The organism is Chloroherpetonaceae bacterium (genome assembly GCA_025056565.1).
GTDB lineage: Bacteria > Bacteroidota > Chlorobiia > Chlorobiales > Thermochlorobacteraceae > Thermochlorobacter.
On the sequence record JANWWA010000019.1, the window covers coordinates 1 to 16,163 of the forward strand.

Annotated in this window: 11 protein-coding genes; 4 read left to right on the forward strand and 7 right to left on the reverse strand. The window is 51.0% G+C overall.

Annotation, left to right across the window (positions count from 1 at the left end):
- A partial coding sequence (locus NZM05_11840; GenBank protein ID MCS7014304.1) for a T9SS type A sorting domain-containing protein occupies positions 1–2,538 on the forward strand: 2,538 nt, incomplete at its 5' end.
- Positions 2,539–2,593: 55 nt separating this feature from the next.
- On the opposite strand, the gene NZM05_11845 is transcribed toward NZM05_11840, so the two are convergent.
- Complete coding sequence (locus NZM05_11845) at positions 2,594–2,971, reverse strand: response regulator (protein MCS7014305.1); 378 nt, start codon at positions 2,969–2,971, stop codon at positions 2,594–2,596.
- A 160-nt stretch (positions 2,972–3,131) separates the two neighbouring features.
- Here NZM05_11845 and NZM05_11850 point away from each other — a divergent pair, with 160 nt between their 5' ends.
- Together NZM05_11850 and NZM05_11855 are read left to right on the forward strand one after the other, a co-directional pair.
- Positions 3,132–4,625, forward strand: a complete 1,494-nt coding sequence (locus NZM05_11850; protein MCS7014306.1) for a tetratricopeptide repeat protein — start codon at positions 3,132–3,134, stop codon at positions 4,623–4,625.
- 3 nt (positions 4,626–4,628) lie between these two features.
- Positions 4,629–5,009: a pentapeptide repeat-containing protein gene (locus NZM05_11855; GenBank protein ID MCS7014307.1), complete on the forward strand. Its 381-nt coding sequence runs from the start codon at positions 4,629–4,631 to the stop codon at positions 5,007–5,009.
- An 11-nt stretch (positions 5,010–5,020) separates the two neighbouring features.
- Here NZM05_11855 and NZM05_11860 read toward each other — a convergent pair whose 3' ends face one another.
- Positions 5,021–6,829 carry a S8 family peptidase gene (locus NZM05_11860; GenBank protein MCS7014308.1) on the reverse strand — a complete coding sequence of 603 codons (1,809 nt, stop codon included), beginning with the start codon at positions 6,827–6,829 and terminating at the stop codon, positions 5,021–5,023.
- Positions 6,830–6,922: 93 nt separating this feature from the next.
- Here NZM05_11860 and NZM05_11865 point away from each other — a divergent pair, with 93 nt between their 5' ends.
- Complete coding sequence (locus tag NZM05_11865) at positions 6,923–9,346, forward strand: TonB-dependent receptor (GenBank protein MCS7014309.1); 2,424 nt, start codon at positions 6,923–6,925, stop codon at positions 9,344–9,346.
- A gap of 68 nt (positions 9,347–9,414) precedes the next feature.
- Here the strand turns inward: NZM05_11865 and NZM05_11870 are convergent, their stop codons facing one another.
- The 5 genes from NZM05_11870 to NZM05_11890 all read right to left on the reverse strand — a co-directional run bounded on the left by NZM05_11870 (position 9,415) and on the right by NZM05_11890 (position 16,103).
- Positions 9,415–11,862 carry an FdhF/YdeP family oxidoreductase gene (locus NZM05_11870; GenBank protein MCS7014310.1) on the reverse strand — a complete coding sequence of 816 codons (2,448 nt, stop codon included), beginning with the start codon at positions 11,860–11,862 and terminating at the stop codon, positions 9,415–9,417.
- 47 nt (positions 11,863–11,909) lie between these two features.
- Complete coding sequence (locus tag NZM05_11875; protein ID MCS7014311.1) at positions 11,910–12,326, reverse strand: hypothetical protein; 417 nt, start codon at positions 12,324–12,326, stop codon at positions 11,910–11,912.
- Positions 12,327–12,426: 100 nt separating this feature from the next.
- Complete coding sequence (gene fdhD, locus NZM05_11880) at positions 12,427–13,833, reverse strand: formate dehydrogenase accessory sulfurtransferase FdhD (protein ID MCS7014312.1); 1,407 nt, start codon at positions 13,831–13,833, stop codon at positions 12,427–12,429.
- Between the two features lie 114 nt (positions 13,834–13,947).
- On the reverse strand, positions 13,948–15,222 hold the full coding sequence (gene hemA / locus NZM05_11885; protein MCS7014313.1) for a glutamyl-tRNA reductase: 1,275 nt from the start codon (positions 15,220–15,222) through the stop codon (positions 13,948–13,950).
- Positions 15,223–15,278: 56 nt separating this feature from the next.
- On the reverse strand, positions 15,279–16,103 hold the full coding sequence (locus NZM05_11890) for a cytochrome c biogenesis protein (protein MCS7014314.1): 825 nt from the start codon (positions 16,101–16,103) through the stop codon (positions 15,279–15,281).
- Between the last annotated feature and the right edge of the window lie 60 nt (positions 16,104–16,163).

Genomic DNA, 16,163 nt, shown 5'->3' on the forward strand with positions numbered 1-16,163 from the left:
ATCAACCAAACGGTCGGCACGTCCAACATTGACCTTCAGATCGGTTTCAACATTGCTCAGCCAACGGCGACTTCTTCGCCCTTCACATCGGTGGATTACAGTTTGAGCGGCACCGCCGTGGCGGGCAATGGCAATGATTACATCATTTTGCCAAGCGGCACAGGACCGCCAACGGACACAAAGAACGAGGAAATTACGCCAAATGCGCTCGGACGGGTGACATTTGACGACGGCATCACAAGCGACAATGTGCTAATGCTGCGCATTTTTGGCAGTTCGGTCTATAAGACGCCGCGCACGATTGTCCTAACGCTTCAGAATCCGCAGAGCGGCACGCTGGCGACGACCAACACGGTGCTGACCATCAATCTGACTTACTCGGCGCCGCAGCCGACGGTGCAGTTTGCGGTGGCATCGGGTTCGGGGCTTGAGACCAGTTCGCCCGTAAGCATCACGGTAACGCTCTCGGCAGTTTCAGGTTCGCCCGTTACGGTGAATTTTTCGCAAACGGGCGGCACGGCGACAAGCCCAGCGGATTACAGTTTCATCACGACCAGTCCGCTGACGATTCCTGCGGGGAGCACGACGGGAGCGATACAGCTGAGCGTGGTGAATAACCCTGCTGACCAACCTGACCGAGACATACAGATTACGCTGAGCGCGCCCAACGGCGCAACGCTCGGTTCGCCATCGGTTTTCACCTATACGATACTGGATGTGCCTGCGATTGGCGATGTGGGTCCGGGTGGAGTGGGCAGTAGCAGCACAAACCTATTGTGGTTGCGGGCGGATGCGGGGACATCAACAACCACAAATAACCAGCCCGTTAGTCAGTGGAACGACCAATCGGGCAACGGTCGCAACGCCACGCAGAACGCAGCGGCTCAACAACCGCTCTACCTTGCCAACGCCGTCAATAATCGCCCCGCTTTGCGCTTTGACGGCACCAATGACATACTGCTCCTGACCGGTTCCAATTCCATCAGTAACCAAGTGGGCACGCTGCTGATAGTGGCGCGTCGCAATCCGCCAGGTCAGAACAACTGGCAACCGCTGTTTGTGTCGCCGTATTTTTACCCGTTTGTGCGCACGGATGCGCAAGTGGCTTTTGGAATGTGGGCGAGCGGACCATCAACGCAGTATTATCAGCCGTTTCCGACGGATGTTGGGACGGCGTTTCGGGTGATGGGGTTTCGTCAAGCGGGCGGGGGAACGGGGAATCTGCGAATGTTTTTGGATGGAGCGGAGAGTGGAGCGACGCATGCTGGGGCGACGGCGGCATATGGGGCGGCGACGGGGATTGGAGGGGACCCTGTCAGCACAACTTGGTCGTTTCCAGGGGACATTGCGGAGGTGATTTTTTACAACAATGCGCTCAATGTGGCAAGACGCATCATCGTGGAAAATTATCTGTCAGCGAAGTATGACATCAACATTAGCGGCAGTGGCAATGACCGTTATGCTGGCGATACGCCCGCCAACGGCAATTACGACTTTGATGTGCAAGGCATCGGCACATCCGACGGCACATTTGCCAACCGCCACGCCAGCGCTCGGCGAGGCGGCGGCTTGCACTTGCAACAGCGCAACAATTCTCTCAATGCGGCAAACGAGTATCTCTTCTCTGGGCATAACAATGTGCCTGCCGTGCCACTTTCGCAATCCGATTTGCCATCGGGCGTAACGGACCGATGGTCAAGAATCTGGTATCTGGACAAAACAGGCTCAATTGACGCTCAACTCATCTTTGATTTCGGCGACGCAGGCGTGAGCATTATGCCCGGCAATCCCACAAACTATCGCTTGCTCTATCGTTCAGGGCTTGCTGGCGCGTTTGCAGAGGTTACCGTCGCCGCAACGCAGGTTCAAGGCGACCAAGTGATTTTTGATGTTGATAATGCGAATCTTAATGATGGTTACTACACCATCGGCACGACGAACCCCGTAGATAGCCCGCTGCCCGTAGAACTCGTCTCCTTCACGCTTACGCCCAAAGAACGCGGCGTGCTCGTGGAGTGGGAGACGGCCTCAGAACTCAATAATGCAGGCTTTATTTTGCAGCGTAGCATCAGCCGAGAAGGTCAATACACCGAAATTGCCTCTTATCGCACACACGATGCATTAGTCGGGCTTGGCACTTCTCCCACTGGAAAAAAGTATGCTTACTTCGATAATGACCGCTTACAAGCTGGACAGACTTACTTTTACAAACTTGCCGATGTAGACTTCAACGGCGTCATCACTGAGCACTCGGTGAGAGAAATTACGCTGCCTCGTGAGTATAGCCTTTCACAAAACTATCCCAACCCATTTAATCCAACGACAACCATAGAGTTTTCATTGCGTCAAGATGGACGCACGGTTTTGGAGGTTTTCAATGTGTTAGGTCAGCGCGTCGCTGTGTTAGTAGATGGTGAGCTGAAAGCAGGGACCTACCGATATGTGTTTAATGCATCAGGACTTTCCTCAGGGATGTATTTTTATCGCTTGCGTAGCAGCACTTTTGTCGCAACGAAGAAAATGTTGCTCTTGCGCTAACCAGTGCATTTTTTCTTGTCAGGCAGGTCGAATACCTGCCTTTTCTTTTTCACATTCAGGCCGGATTGAGCAGGGCTTGGAGGGTTGTGTGCAGCTTTTCAATCTTGAAGGGCTTTTGCAGCGTTTTGATATTGCCACTTTTTTGAATGCTCAGCAAGTCTGTTTCGCGCTCGTAGCCGGTGATAATCAAAATAGGCATTTCGGGTGCTTTCTGCCGAATGTGCTGAATGAGTCGGTCACCACTGAGCTTTGGCATCACCAAATCAGTAATCACGCCCGAGAGGTGATGAAAGTGCTCATCAAATTTTTTCACACCCTCTGCACCATCTTTGCATAAAATCAGGTTGTAATTTTCAGACAAAATATCGGCTAGCAAATCCCTGATGAGGTCTTCGTCATCAACAACGAGCAGCGTTTTCTTTGGGGCACTCATTTTGCCTTGGAAAATTGATTAGCAAATGAGCCGCAAGTTATGGGCTTATTGCATTTTTTTCAAGTGCAAACTAAATTGGCGCTCTCACAAAGTCGCCAGCACAATCCAAAGGTAACTGTTAATTCCTCGTCGAATGAACGCTCGGCTGAAAGGATTAGAAATGATGCTGAAGTCGACCCCAAGCCTGCAGGGTCGTGTCGATTTAATCAACCGCGCTGCTTGGGACCTTCGCCACTCTGAACCTGACACTGCGCTTTCACTATGCGACGATGCAATTAAGCTCTCTCAAAGCTCCAACTACATTCAAGGCTTGGCCGAAGCCTTTAGGATTCGTGGCTACTGCCGCTGGCGCAAGGGCGACTATGATGCTGCGCTTCAAGATACGCTTCAAGCTCTCAACATCTTTCAAGACTTGGACAATAAATCGGGGCAAATTTCCTCGCTAAATACGCTCGGTCACATCTACTACAAGAAAGGCGACGCCAAACAAGCCTTAGAGCACTATCAAAAGTCTTTGGCACTTAACCAAGCAATTGGCGATAAGAAAGGGGAAGCGACCGCCCTCAACAACATCGGTGGCATCTATGCCAGCCTTGGCGAACATAGTCAAGCCATTCAGTATCACGAAAGCAGCCTCAAAATCCGCCAAGCCATACGCGACCGTGTCGGTGAAGCCAATTCACTCAGCCACCTTGCTGCATCATTTGCACATCTTGGTGACTACAAACAGAGCTTGGACTACCACGAGCGCAGCTTGAAACTGCGTATCTCACTCGGCGATAAAAAAGGCGAAGCAACCACCCTGCAAAGCATCGCCAACATTTACTACAACTTGGGTCAATACGCTAAATCTTTGGAGTATTACGAGCGCACCTTAAAAATCAAAGAGGCACTGGGTGAAGAGCAAAGCGCTTGCTACATCTTAAACTGCATCGGCAACATCTATGCCTACCTTGGCAATTACGATAAAGCGCTGGAATACCATCAGCGTAGCTTGAAATTACAAGAAGCCACTGGCGACAAGCAGGGAGAATCCGATACGCTCCTACGCATTGGCAAAATCTTTTCACGCCAGCAGAATACGGAGAAAGCCAGTGAGTTTTTCCAGCGCGCACTCAGTCTTGCTGAAGAAATCAAACACAGCAACTCTGCTCGCGCTGCAAAACCTGCTGCTTCGCCGCCAACCGAACTGCTTTCTTCTGAGGAATCCACTCTGTCTGAGCTATTGCCCACTCTGAATCGTGGCACTCTTGGCACAACTGAACTTTCTTTGTCTTCTTCTGAGCTGAAAGGTTACAGCTCACCTACACCTGACACAGCCGATGCACTTCCCTCACCAGCCTCTCCTGAGTCCAGCGAACACGCTGCGCTTTCTTCGGCAATAAAGTCCACGCTTACGCCCACGCCTTCACCGAGCGTGCCTGCAGCCAGTGCGTCACTCAATTCATCGTCTGCGGCTGAACCTGTTAAGCGTAAGCGCGGTCGCCCAACCAATGTGCCAGAGGGTGTTAAGCCAAAGAAAATTACCTACTACCTAAAAAACCCTGTCTTGGAAAAAAAGTTGAAGCTACTTAGCGTCGAAACCTCACGCGACCTTTCTGACCTTACAACTGAAGCCTTAGAAGACCTTCTTAAAAAATACGGCTTTACATAAGCGATGCGTCATCTTTCCGACCGCGACATTTGGATGCTGATTGCCCTTTCATCATTTGGCGAACACTTTCGTCCGCTGAATTTGCAAGGTGCTGACCTTTCAGGCGCTGACTTGAAACATGCATTTTTGCAAAATGCAAATTTCACAGATGCAAACCTTTCCTACGCCAACTTGGAAAAAGCTAACCTGTATCAAGCTTATTTGCATGACGCCAATTTCTCTTATGCTAACTTGCAAGGTGCTGATTTAAGTAATGCATACATTCGTGGCACGAATTTTCAAGGAGCAGATTTGCGGGGTGCCAATTTCTCTGGCGCGCTTATCAAAGACGCAAACTTCACTGATGCTCAGATTGACATCAAAACAAAAGGGCTTATTTACTGAGACACAACTTCCTACTTTTGCAATAGCATCTTTTTTGTCTCCGAAAATGCGTCTGCTTGAAGCCTGTAGAAGTAAATGCCACTTGGGAGCGCTGTGGCAGAAAACTGCACCGCATACCGCCCTGCTTGCTGCATGCTACTCACCAGCGTTGCGACTTCTCTGCCCAAGGCATCATACACTCTTAGATTGACCGCACAGGGATATGGCAGCTCGTAGACAATTGTGGTGCTTGGGTTGAATGGATTGGGATAATTCTGCTCTAACTTGAATTGGCTTGGCTTTGCCACGTGCTCACGCACCGATGCAATTCCTCGCACACGGTTTAGGGCATCGAGCGCATTCACGATTCCCCAGCCCATCTCACGATTTGGTGTGCGGTGCAGACTTGCTGTCTCACGCAGCGCCGTGCGTATCTCTACGGGTGTCAGAGACGGATTGGCTGATAAGAGTAGCGCGGCCACACCGGCTACAATCGGGCAAGAGAACGATGTGCCATTCACGAAGCCATAGCTTGTTGGACTGGCTGCGCCCACGGTCAACACTCCCGCACCCATTGCCATCACATCAGGCTTGATGCGTCCGTCGGCTGTCGGCCCCACAGAGCTGAATGCCGCACGCACGCCTTGACTGTTGACGGCGCCCACAGCAATGACCGTGTCTGCATCAGCGGGTGCGACAAGGGTGTTCGCAGGCAGTGCTACCGTTCCACCGTTGCCTGCACTATTCACGACCACAATCCCTACTTGCGCAGCACGTGCTGCTGCTCGGGTTGAGATAGCCGTGCGACCGTTCATTTCTCGCCACGTGTAAGGCGGAAAAGGCGGATCAAAGACACTATACCCCAGCGAACTTGTAATAATGTCGGCTCCGAGACTATCTGCCCACTCTGCAGCAGCCGCCCAGTTGTCTTCTTCAATCGGTGTTTCGCTTCGTGCATCTTCAGTGCGTGCTAGCGCATAGTGTGCATTGAACGCTACGCCAATGAGTCGCCCAGCTTGATACCCTGCAAGAACCCCCATTGTGGCCGTGCCATGTGAATGTGCCCCCAGCTCTGGTGAGCGTGCAACAAAATCGTAGCGCGCTACCACGCGCAGTGAGCGAAATGCTTCGTGCGAAAGATTCGCAAAGCCAGCATCGAAGTTGGCAATTAAGACCCCTTGCCCTGTAAAGCCTAATCGATGCACTTCAGGGATTCTGGATAGCGCCAGTTGCGTTAGCGATTGCCCATAGTCCAATTGCGACAGAGCGGGTTGTTCTGGCTCTCTGCCCACTGCACTGGGCAGTGTTTTTTCTAAGAAGAGCGCCTCAATTGGTTCGTTGTCATCTATGTCTTTTCTGCGCTGTGCGGCTTTGCTCGGCACCAGCACCTCAGCGTGAGTTACTTCCTCCATGCGTAGCAGCTCAGGCAAACGTGCTGACGCGATTTCACCACTTACCAAGTTCAAGGACTTGATGCAGTGCCGAATTTTTAGTCCAGCCTGCCTGAGTTTTTCAAGATCGCTTGGCTCAAAGGGTAAATCCTCAGGTGTGATAAGACTGGGTAACACCCCAGCCTTTACCATCTTTTGACGCCGCTGAATCGCTCTCTGCGAAAGTAACTCCTCAGGCTTGTAGGCTCGAACTGACTTGCGAGAGAGTTCGACTGCCACCTTCAGCGGCTCGTTTAGCTTTGCACGCTGCCAAATGTTCAGCAAAGCTGGCGAGCACTTTTGCAAGAGACTTTTTTGCACTGTGCCCTCAATAGGCTGCGCTTGCCCCACACTGGCTTGGAAAAGCCCGTAACTACAAAGCACGAATTTTACAAGTTGCGTAACCCTCATGCGCATCAGTTCGCTTTCCGCTTCGATTTTCTTGTTTGAACAACTGAGTTTTATTTTCTTAAAGTCTCTTTCAAAATAACTCATTTAAGCACAATGAAGCGCACTACTTTCATTTTCATACTCGTGCTTTCCCCCGCTTTGCTTTTTGCACAAACGCTTTCCGTCAAAGACCGTGAAACAGGTCAGCCCTTAGCGTCCGTTAAAATTTTTAGTCAGTCACCGCCCTTCTCAGGCACTACAAATCGGCAAGGGCAAGCTGACATTTCTGCTCTAAAAGAGGCAAAGCAAATTCGCATCTGGCTGTATGGGTATAAGGCACTCACGCTAAGCTATGCGGCGTTGCAAGAGAGAAATTTCGAGGTGCAGCTCGAACCGTCATCGTTTTCCACAAGTGAAATCGTCGTGAGCGCAAGCAAGTGGAGCCAGCAAAAACGCGATGTGCCAAACAAAATCACGACGATTTCTGCTAAGGATGTTGCACTCTACAACCCGCAGACCGCTGCCGATTTACTGGGTGTGTCAGGCGAGGTCTTCATTCAGAAAAGTCAGCAGGGAGGCGGTAGCCCAATGATTCGTGGTTTTGCGACGCATCGCTTGCTTTACTCTGTCGATGGCGTTCGAATGAACACAGCTATCTTTCGCGCCGGCAACATTCAAAATGTCATCTCGCTTGACCCTTTTGCGATTGAGAATACCGAGATTTTTTTCGGTCCTGGCTCTGTGATTTACGGCAGCGATGCAATTGGCGGTGTGATGAACTTTCAGACGCTTTCGCCAAAGTTGGCTCCAACCAGTGAGTCACCAATTATCACAGGTTCTGCCGTTGGGCGCTTTTCTTCTGCTAACCGTGAACAAACTGGACACCTTGACTTGAATGTGGGTTGGAAAAACTTTGCACTTCTTACTAGCTTCAGCAGCCACTCTTTTGACGACCTTTTGATGGGTCGGCACGGTCCGCAAGAATACCTGCGCACTTTTTATGTGCAGCGCATTGACAGCATCGATAGAATTGTTACCAACGATAATCCACTTTTGCAGCGCCCCAATGCCTACTCGCAAATTAACTTGATGCAAAAAGTGCGCTGGCAACCGACCGAGAACTGGGATGCGCAGTATGCCTTTCACTTCTCTGAAACTTCTGAGTATGCCCGCTACGACCGCTTAATTGAAACCACTTCTGCCGGTGTGCCGCGCAGCGCCGTCTGGAACTACGGTCCGCAAAAGTGGGTGATGCATCACTTAAGCCTATCGCACTCGCAGCCGAATGCGCTCTATGATGCGCTTTCGCTCAGTCTTGCACTTCAATTTTTTGAGGAAAGTCGCATTGACCGCAATTTTAGCGGTAGCCAACGCTTCCGATTGCGCACGCAGCTCGAGGAAGTCACAGCCTACTCCATCAACCTTGACTTTTCTAAATCAATTGGAGACCATCAACTCTACTACGGCGTTGAAGCGGTCTTCAACCATGTGCGTTCTACAGGCACGGGGGTTGATATTCGCACCAATACACCTGTTGCGGTTGCAGATCGCTATCCCCAGTCGAATTGGTCGTCGCTTGCCGCCTACCTTAGCTACCAGTATCGCTTTTCAGAGCAGGTGTTGTTGCGCGGCGGTGTGCGTTACAATCAGTTTGCCAATGTGTCTGACTTTACGCGCAATCTTCCCTTCTTCCCGTTTGATTTTACCAGTGCATCGCTGAACAATGGAGCAATAATCGGCAGCCTTGGCGCCATCTTTACGCCTGGCGATGGTTGGACAGTTAGCCTTAATGCGTCATCAGGTTTTCGCGCGCCAAATGTTGATGACATTGGCAAAATCTTTGAGCAACCGCAGCGCACAGTGATTGTGCCAAATCCGAACTTGCGTGCCGAGTATGCTTACAATGCCGAACTTGGTCTGAGCAAATCATTTGGCGATTTTGCCAAAGTGGAGCTTTATGGCTACTACACGCTTCTGGAAGGTGCACTGGTGCGACGCGATTTTCAGGTCAATGGACGCGATAGCATTTTCTACGATGGCAGCTTGCAACGCGTGCAAGCTATTCAAAACGCAGCATTTGCACGCGTCTATGGCTTCAATGCATCAGTCGATGTGCAATTTCCGCTGGGCTTTCGCTTCTCCTCTCGCCTAAATTATCAGCTCGGCCGTGAAGAAATGGACGACGGACAGGTTAGCCCTTCACGGCACGCAGCGCCGCTTTTTGGTCTCTCTCGCCTTGCTTTTACGGCACAGAACTTGGACGCAGAATTTTATGCAATGTACAGTGGCGAGGTAAGCTTTGAGAACCTAAATGTAGAGGAGCGTGGAAAGCCACACATCTACGCCCGCGATGCCAGCGGCAATCCGTATTCTCCCAGCTGGCTTACGCTCAATTTCAAGGCACTTTATCGCTTCTCAGAGACGCTGAGCGTCAGTGCAGGCATTGAGAATCTTGCCGATGTGCGCTATCGCCCATACAGCTCAGGGTTAGTTGCACCCGGCAGAAATTTTATACTGTCGCTTCGAGCGGCTATTTAACTTCGGGTGCCCTCTCCTCAACGGAGAGGGCATATCGCAATGCCTGTCTTCATCAGTTTTCCAATCTTTCAGGCATTCAGCTCTACTAACTCAGCCTCTCGCTCAACATCTTTGAGCGTGCCCTGCGAAGGGTGAACGGTGATGATGACAAATTTTGAGGTCGGCGTCTGGCTCTTTTCTGCAACGCTATCAATCGGCACTAGCACATTAGCTTCGGGGAAATAGGTTGCGGTGCACCCTCTTGGAATCGGGAACGGCACGGCTACAAAATGCTTCGCCCAACGCTGCTGACCATTGTAGTGGCTACAAAGGTCTAAAATGTCGCCCTGCTTAATGTGCGCCTCGTTCATATCATCGGGGTTCATCAAAATCACGCGCCGACCATTGTAAATGCCACGATAGCGGTCATCTAAGCCATAAATGGTGGTGTTGTATTGGTCGTGCGAACGAATGGTCATCATAATGTATTGACCCTTTTCCAAGCGGTGAATTGGAATATCGTGCAGTGTAAAATGCGCTTTTTTATCCTTTGTGTTAAAAATGCCTTCACGTGCACCGTTAGGCAAATAGAACCCGCTTTTTGCGCGCACCCGCTCATTGTATCGTTCAAAGCCCGGAATAGTCTTCTCAATCAGGTCTCGAATGCGGTCGTAGTCCTCTACCAGCCAATCCCAGTCGACAGTGGATTTTTTGCCCAGTGTGGCCTTTGCTAAACGTGCCACGATTACAGGCTCGCTCAAAAGATGCTCTGATGCAGGCGGCAAAGACCCCCGAGAAGCGTGCACAATGCCCATTGAGTTCTCCACGCTGACGAACTGCGGTTTGCCGTTTTGAATATCCAGCTCAGTGCGCCCTAAGCACGGTAGAATCAAGGCTTCTTCACCTGTAATCAGATGTGCACGGTTTAGCTTTGTGGAAACATGCACGGTGAGCTTGCAGCGGCGCAATGCCGCAGCCGTGTAGTTTGTGTCGGGCGTTGCAGAAAGAAAATTGCCACCCATTGCAAAAAAGACACGCACCTTGCCTTCATACATCGCTTTGATGGCATCGACCACATCATAGCCCCAGTGGCGCGGTGGCTCAAAGCCAAAGTTTTTCGCCAGTCGGTCTAAGAAGGCTGGATCGGGGCGCTCGTAAATGCCCATTGTGCGGTCGCCTTGCACATTGCTATGTCCACGCACAGGGCACACCCCTGTGCCCGGCTTTCCAATCATTCCGCGCAAGAGGTGCAAATTGACCACTTCTTGCACATTCGCCACGCCGTTCCTGTGCTGCGTTAGCCCCATTGCCCAACACGAAATCATCCGATTGGCGCTGGCAATCATCTTTGCCGCTTCTCGAATTTGCTCGCGCAATAGGCCACTTTGCTCCAAAATCACGTCCCACGACTCTGACCGCAACTTTTCAATGAACGCTTCAAAGCCAGTCGTGTGCTCGGCGATGAAGGCTTTGTCGAAAACCTGACCTGTTCGCTCTTCTTCAGCCAAGAGTTCTTTCATTATACCTTTCAGCAGTGCCACATCACCATTGATGCGCACTTGTAAAAAGAGCGTGGCAAGCTGCGTGCCCTTGCCGAGCAAGTTCCATACTTCTTGCGGATGCTTGAAACGCTGCAGCCCTGTCTCGGGCAGCGGGTTGATATGAATAATTTTCGCACCATTGCGCACTGCTGATTGCAACGCACTTAGCATTCGTGGGTGATTAGTGCCTGGATTTTGTCCAATCACCAAAATGAGGTCAGCTAAGTCGAAATCACTGAGCTTGACCGTGCCTTTGCCGATGCCAATCGTCTCTTTGAGCGCCACGCCACTGGATTCGTGGCACATATTAGAGCAATCAGGTAGGTTATTGGTGCCAAACTGGCGCACGAAAAGCTGGTAGAGAAATGCGGCTTCGTTGCTGGTTCTGCCAGAAGTGTAAAAGACAGCTTCGTCAGGCGAGCTACAGGCATTAAGGTAGCTTGCAATCATCTGGAACGCATCGTCCCATGAAATGGGCTCATAGTGCGCTCGTCCTTTGCGCAGCACCATTGGGTGAACAAGTCGCCCTTGCTTGCCTAACCAGTAGTCCGTGCGTTGTGATAGCTCAGCGACGCTATGTTTAGCAAAAAATTCTGGCGTCACGCGCTTAGTGGTGGCTTCTTCGGCGACTGCCTTTGCTCCATTTTCGCAAAACTCTACAATTGAACGGTGGTCATCAGGGTCCGGCCACGCACAGCCCGGGCAGTCAAAGCCATCTACTTGATTAACCTGCAGGAGCATCTTCATTCCACGCACGACACCCATTTCTGTCACGGCATGCTTCATTGCCGACACGACAGCGGGCACACCTCCTGCCACCGTTTTGCGTTTGCCTACCGACAAGTGCTCATCGTCTGGTTTTTCTGGTGTGGTTGCACGGGGCAGTGACGCTACGTCAATTGTCTCCGTAGCCTTCTCGCTTGGCTCAAGTGGAGCATGATTCTCCGCCGCTTTGCCATTCAGTATGTCGCTTGACGGCTTCTCTGGTACTGACATGCTTTTTTCCTCAAAATTTGTGTATGCACCCATGGTTCCCTCCTTTCTTACTGCCCCTCGCAAGCGTCAATTGTAGCTTGATGCCCAACTGCCGCCATCGGATGCGGATAGTTGTCGGATTCATCTTCGTTGGGACGCGCCGTGAGGCATTGGAAGTCTTTCTCTATCAAGATGCTAAGCGTCTTGCCTTCGCCTACGGACTGCTGTGCTTGCACTCCAACTTGCTCCGTCAGCGCCCAAGTTTTGGCGATGGCTTCTGGCACCGTAACCGTGATGGTGCAGTGGTCAAATGTGGCGAAAATTCTTTGTGCATCTTTGTCGCTTTTCAGGACATAGCGCATTGCTTGTGAAGCCTCTGTTCCAAACTCAATGCGGTCTTCGACTTGCCCTGTTTCGGCGATGCGTCGCACTTCACTTTGCGACAGGCGTAGTCGCAGCGAATTTCCTTTAATGCGTAACTTCATTGGTGTCTCCTTTGTCGGTTTGGTTGATAGCCATCACAAAACTCCACTTAGTTTTCCACTGAGGCTGTCCTCAGTTGCTTTGCCTAAGGCTTTGGAATGCCTACGTCTCTGACGAGGCGACGAAGTACATTAGGTCATCGAGCTTGCCTTTCTCCACGTGGTCAAAGCGCATACCAATTTTTTCCAAGACTTTCCTCGAGGCCACATTGCTTTGGTCTGTTGCCGCCATTACGCGTTGCAGGTGTAGCTGCTGCAGAGCGTAGCGCAAAACGGCTTGACTGGCTTCGGTGGCATAACCGTGTCCCCAGAAATTGGTTTCAATGCCATAGACCAGTTCGACGCCTGTGTGGACTGGATTGAGTCGAAGGGCGCAAAAGCCAATGCGCCGCTCTTCATCTTTGAGCCAGAGCGTCCAGATGCCAAATTGCCTTTCCTGAAAATTCTTTATGCTCTCTTCAATTTGTGCACGGATAAACTCTCTTGCCACGGGCTCATCGTTAAACAGGTAGCGCCGAAACGCAGGGTCGTTCCATGTCTCAAAGAAGTAGGCTTCGTCGTCAGGACGAATCGGCTGCAGCCGCAAGTGCACGGTTTCCAGTATCCATTGGCGATTGACTTCGGGGGCAATCGGTGCATAGACACTATCGGAGCGCACACGCCAAGCACTGCTGTAGATATTAAATCGCTCGCCTCTCAGGAAGCCAATGAGCGTCATATCGAATTCATCAGCTAACTCAATTGCAAGGCTCGAGGGTGCACCCACTGCTGCTAAAATTGGAATGCCTGCCATCAAGGCTTTTTGCACCAGTTCAAAACTGGCGCGACCGCTTACCAACACCAATTCGTTATGCAGTGGAAGACGTTGCTCCAAGAACGCCCTGCCGATGAGCTTGTCGAGCGCGTTATGCCGCCCGACATCTTCACGCATCAAGAGTAAATTGCCCCGCACATCAAAGAGCGCCGCTGCATGTAAGCCGCCTGTCTGGTCAAACACGGCTTGTGCTTTGCGCAGCGTCTCAGGCAATCGGCAAATCACGCTTTTCTCAAAAAACGGTCGATTTTTCGGGAAAGTCGGGCACGCATTCGCTTGGACGGCTTCAATTGAGACCTTGCCGCACACACCACAGCTCGAGGTAGTGTAAAAATGCCGTTCCAGCCGCTTGAAATCAATTTGGACATTTGGCTTGAGCTCCACACACACCACATTGCGGTGCAGCACACCTTGAATGGGTCTATCTGTGTAGGCAATACGACTAATTTGGCTGGGGTGCTTCAAGATGCCTTCCGTGAAGAGAAACCCGACTGCCAGCTCTGCATCGTGCCCAGGCGTGCGCATCGTAACCGCTACGCTTTTCGCTTCCTTTTCGCCCTGAATGGCTAAGCGGATTTCCAGCGGCTCTTCAACCGCTACGGTATCTTCGCTCAGTACAATGCCGCCGCTGTGCATTTTTTGCACTTGCACCTTAGCCGTCGGTTGCTGCGGCGCAACCACCATCTCCTTACTCATTGCCACATCTGGAAAAGCGTTCAGCACTAATTAAAACAAAACAAATTAAGCATAGAAAGTTCCACCTTAACACTTCGGCAATCCAGAGACGAATCTACTTGTTTTCAGTGCAACTTAGTTCGACGCAGGACTTTCCAGCTCAAAGATGCTGCGAATCAGATTGAGCTTGCTTAGCAGTGTTTGCGAGGTATCAACAGGTGATTTCAGTGTGGAGATGGGATAGTGCAAAATTTTCCTAATAATTCTATCAGCCAGCTGCTCCATTCGTGCAAATTCTTCAGGCGAAACCTTATGCCTTAGGCGCTCGAGTTCGGCTTGCTTGACGGCTTCAAACTTCATCTGCAACTCGCGAATAGTTGGCGCAACTTGTAGTGCATTGTGCCACTGCTCAAATGCAATAAGCTCTTCTTGTACGATGCGTGCCACTTTGGGCAGCTCTTCTCGACGCGCCTGCAGATTTTTCTCAACAATAAGCTTTAGGTCATCAATGTCTTTAAGAAAGAGGTTGTAAATTGAGCTGGCTTTGGGGTCAATGTTGCGTGGCACGCCCAAGTCTAAGACCAGCATCGGCTCGCTGCGCCGCTTTTGCATCGCCGCTTGCAGTTCTTTTGCGGAGACGACCTCACCGACATTTGCCACCGCAGCAATGACGATGTCAAATTCCGCCAGACGCTCTTTGAAATAATCGAATGTGATGACATTACTTGTGCCAATTTCGCGTGCTAGCGCTTCAGCCTTCTCCTGCGTGCGGTTCGTGATTGTAATATGCGTTGCTTTCTTTTCGCGCAGGTGCATTGCAGCCAGTTCTGCTGTCTCGCCTGCCCCAATCAGCAACACGCGCTTTGCTGACAGGTCGGAGAAGACCTTTCGTGCTAGCTCTACAGCAGCGTAGCTTACAGAAATTGCGCCATCGGTTAGTTTGGTTTCGTTTCGCACGCGCTTGGCTACGCTGAATGCAGCATGGCAAAGTCTATTGAGCACTGCACCAGTGGCTTTTTCTTCTGCCGCCAGCTTGTAGGCCTCTTTGACTTGCCCCAAGATTTGTCCTTCGCCCAAAATCATTGAGTCTGCACCGCTCGCCACCTCAAAAAAATGCTTGACGGCACCGCATGCCCAGAGCGAAAAAAAGTGCTTGCGCTCTACGAACTTGCGCGCACCTTTGTATTCAACAAGGAAATCTTTGAGATAGTCAGCACTCACTTCATCACTGGCGGGCACGGCGTATAGCTCGGTGCGGTTACAGGTTGAAAGCAGCAATGCTTCAGCCAACACTTTGCCGTCGCACACTGTGCGCAAAAACTTGCGTGTCTCGTCATCGGTGAAGGCCAGCCGCTCACGCAATTCAATTGGCGCCGTGTGGTGATTGATTCCAACTGCAATGAGATTCATTCCTGATGGGTTCATTTCAAGTGAGCGCACTGACCACGTCATCATACTTCTTGACGCTAGTTAAGATGGTGAAAGCGCGGCGAGAAAAAATTCAGCGCCGTAATTGCCAGAAACGAAAAGAGAAAGCTTAGCGCCAGCATCACGGCTGTTCGCTTGCCTTGCCAGCCTAAACGCTCCCTCAAAAGTATGTTTATTCCGTAAATCAACCAAACTACGATTAGCCCCAAGAGTTTTGCATCTTTGAAACTAAACCGCCCCTGCGACTCAGGAATCCAGAGCGCTCCCATAATGAACGCAAGTGTCAGAAAGAAAAACCCAAACCGCACCGCATAGAGGCTCATTTTTTCCAGCGTCTCCAAGTTTGGAAGTCTTTCAAACAGCGTTCCAAACCGATTCGTTTGAATCTGGCGCAGTAGCGCCATGTAAAGCAAGCCGTAGATACCCGCAATGGAAATGGCACTATATCCTAAAAGTGCAGCAATGATATGCAATGCCAGCACAGGACTGGTTACGCTGGTCTCTACTGGCACTGCTACCGACACGAACATTGACGATAGCGCTTGGAACACCAGTGCCACACTCACTACAAACGCTCCTGTGCTGCTTTCCCCTGTTGCAAGCTCAATAAAGAGGTAGGTTACTATCAGCGTAAGCGCAATCGTGCTCATCACTTGATAGACACTTAGAATAGGTAGCGACTGATGCGCCCATGCCAGTAGGCAAAGGTAAAGCAAATGCACGCCTGCTGCCAGATACAGCGCATAACGCTTTGCCCGCTCTACTTTTGTCTCGCTTTGCAAAAAGGCAACGGCGTAGAGTATGACTGCAAGGAGGTAAAGCAGTGGCACAAGCAAGTTCAAAGTAACTGCGCTTGCCCTCATTTCTTTTTCAAGTCTATGCGCTCCCTTCGTTCAGCGTCTTTTGCCCTGACTTTCCGTTGC

Excerpts from the sequence above, each read along its gene's own strand:
- NZM05_11845 (MCS7014305.1), bottom strand. The coding sequence starts at position 2,971 with ATGAGTGCCCCAAAGAAAACGCTGCTCGTTGTTGATGACGAAGACCTC.
- NZM05_11850 (MCS7014306.1), top strand. The coding sequence starts at position 3,132 with ATGATGCTGAAGTCGACCCCAAGCCTGCAGGGTCGTGTCGATTTAATC.
- NZM05_11855 (MCS7014307.1), top strand. The coding sequence starts at position 4,629 with ATGCGTCATCTTTCCGACCGCGACATTTGGATGCTGATTGCCCTTTCA.
- NZM05_11860 (MCS7014308.1), bottom strand. The coding sequence starts at position 6,829 with ATGAGGGTTACGCAACTTGTAAAATTCGTGCTTTGTAGTTACGGGCTT.
- NZM05_11865 (MCS7014309.1), top strand. The coding sequence starts at position 6,923 with ATGAAGCGCACTACTTTCATTTTCATACTCGTGCTTTCCCCCGCTTTG.
- NZM05_11870 (MCS7014310.1), bottom strand. The coding sequence starts at position 11,862 with ATGTCAGTACCAGAGAAGCCGTCAAGCGACATACTGAATGGCAAAGCG.
- NZM05_11875 (MCS7014311.1), bottom strand. The coding sequence starts at position 12,326 with ATGAAGTTACGCATTAAAGGAAATTCGCTGCGACTACGCCTGTCGCAA.
- fdhD (MCS7014312.1), bottom strand. The coding sequence starts at position 13,833 with ATGAGTAAGGAGATGGTGGTTGCGCCGCAGCAACCGACGGCTAAGGTG.
- hemA (MCS7014313.1), bottom strand. The coding sequence starts at position 15,222 with ATGAATCTCATTGCAGTTGGAATCAATCACCACACGGCGCCAATTGAA.
- NZM05_11890 (MCS7014314.1), bottom strand. The coding sequence starts at position 16,103 with ATGAGGGCAAGCGCAGTTACTTTGAACTTGCTTGTGCCACTGCTTTAC.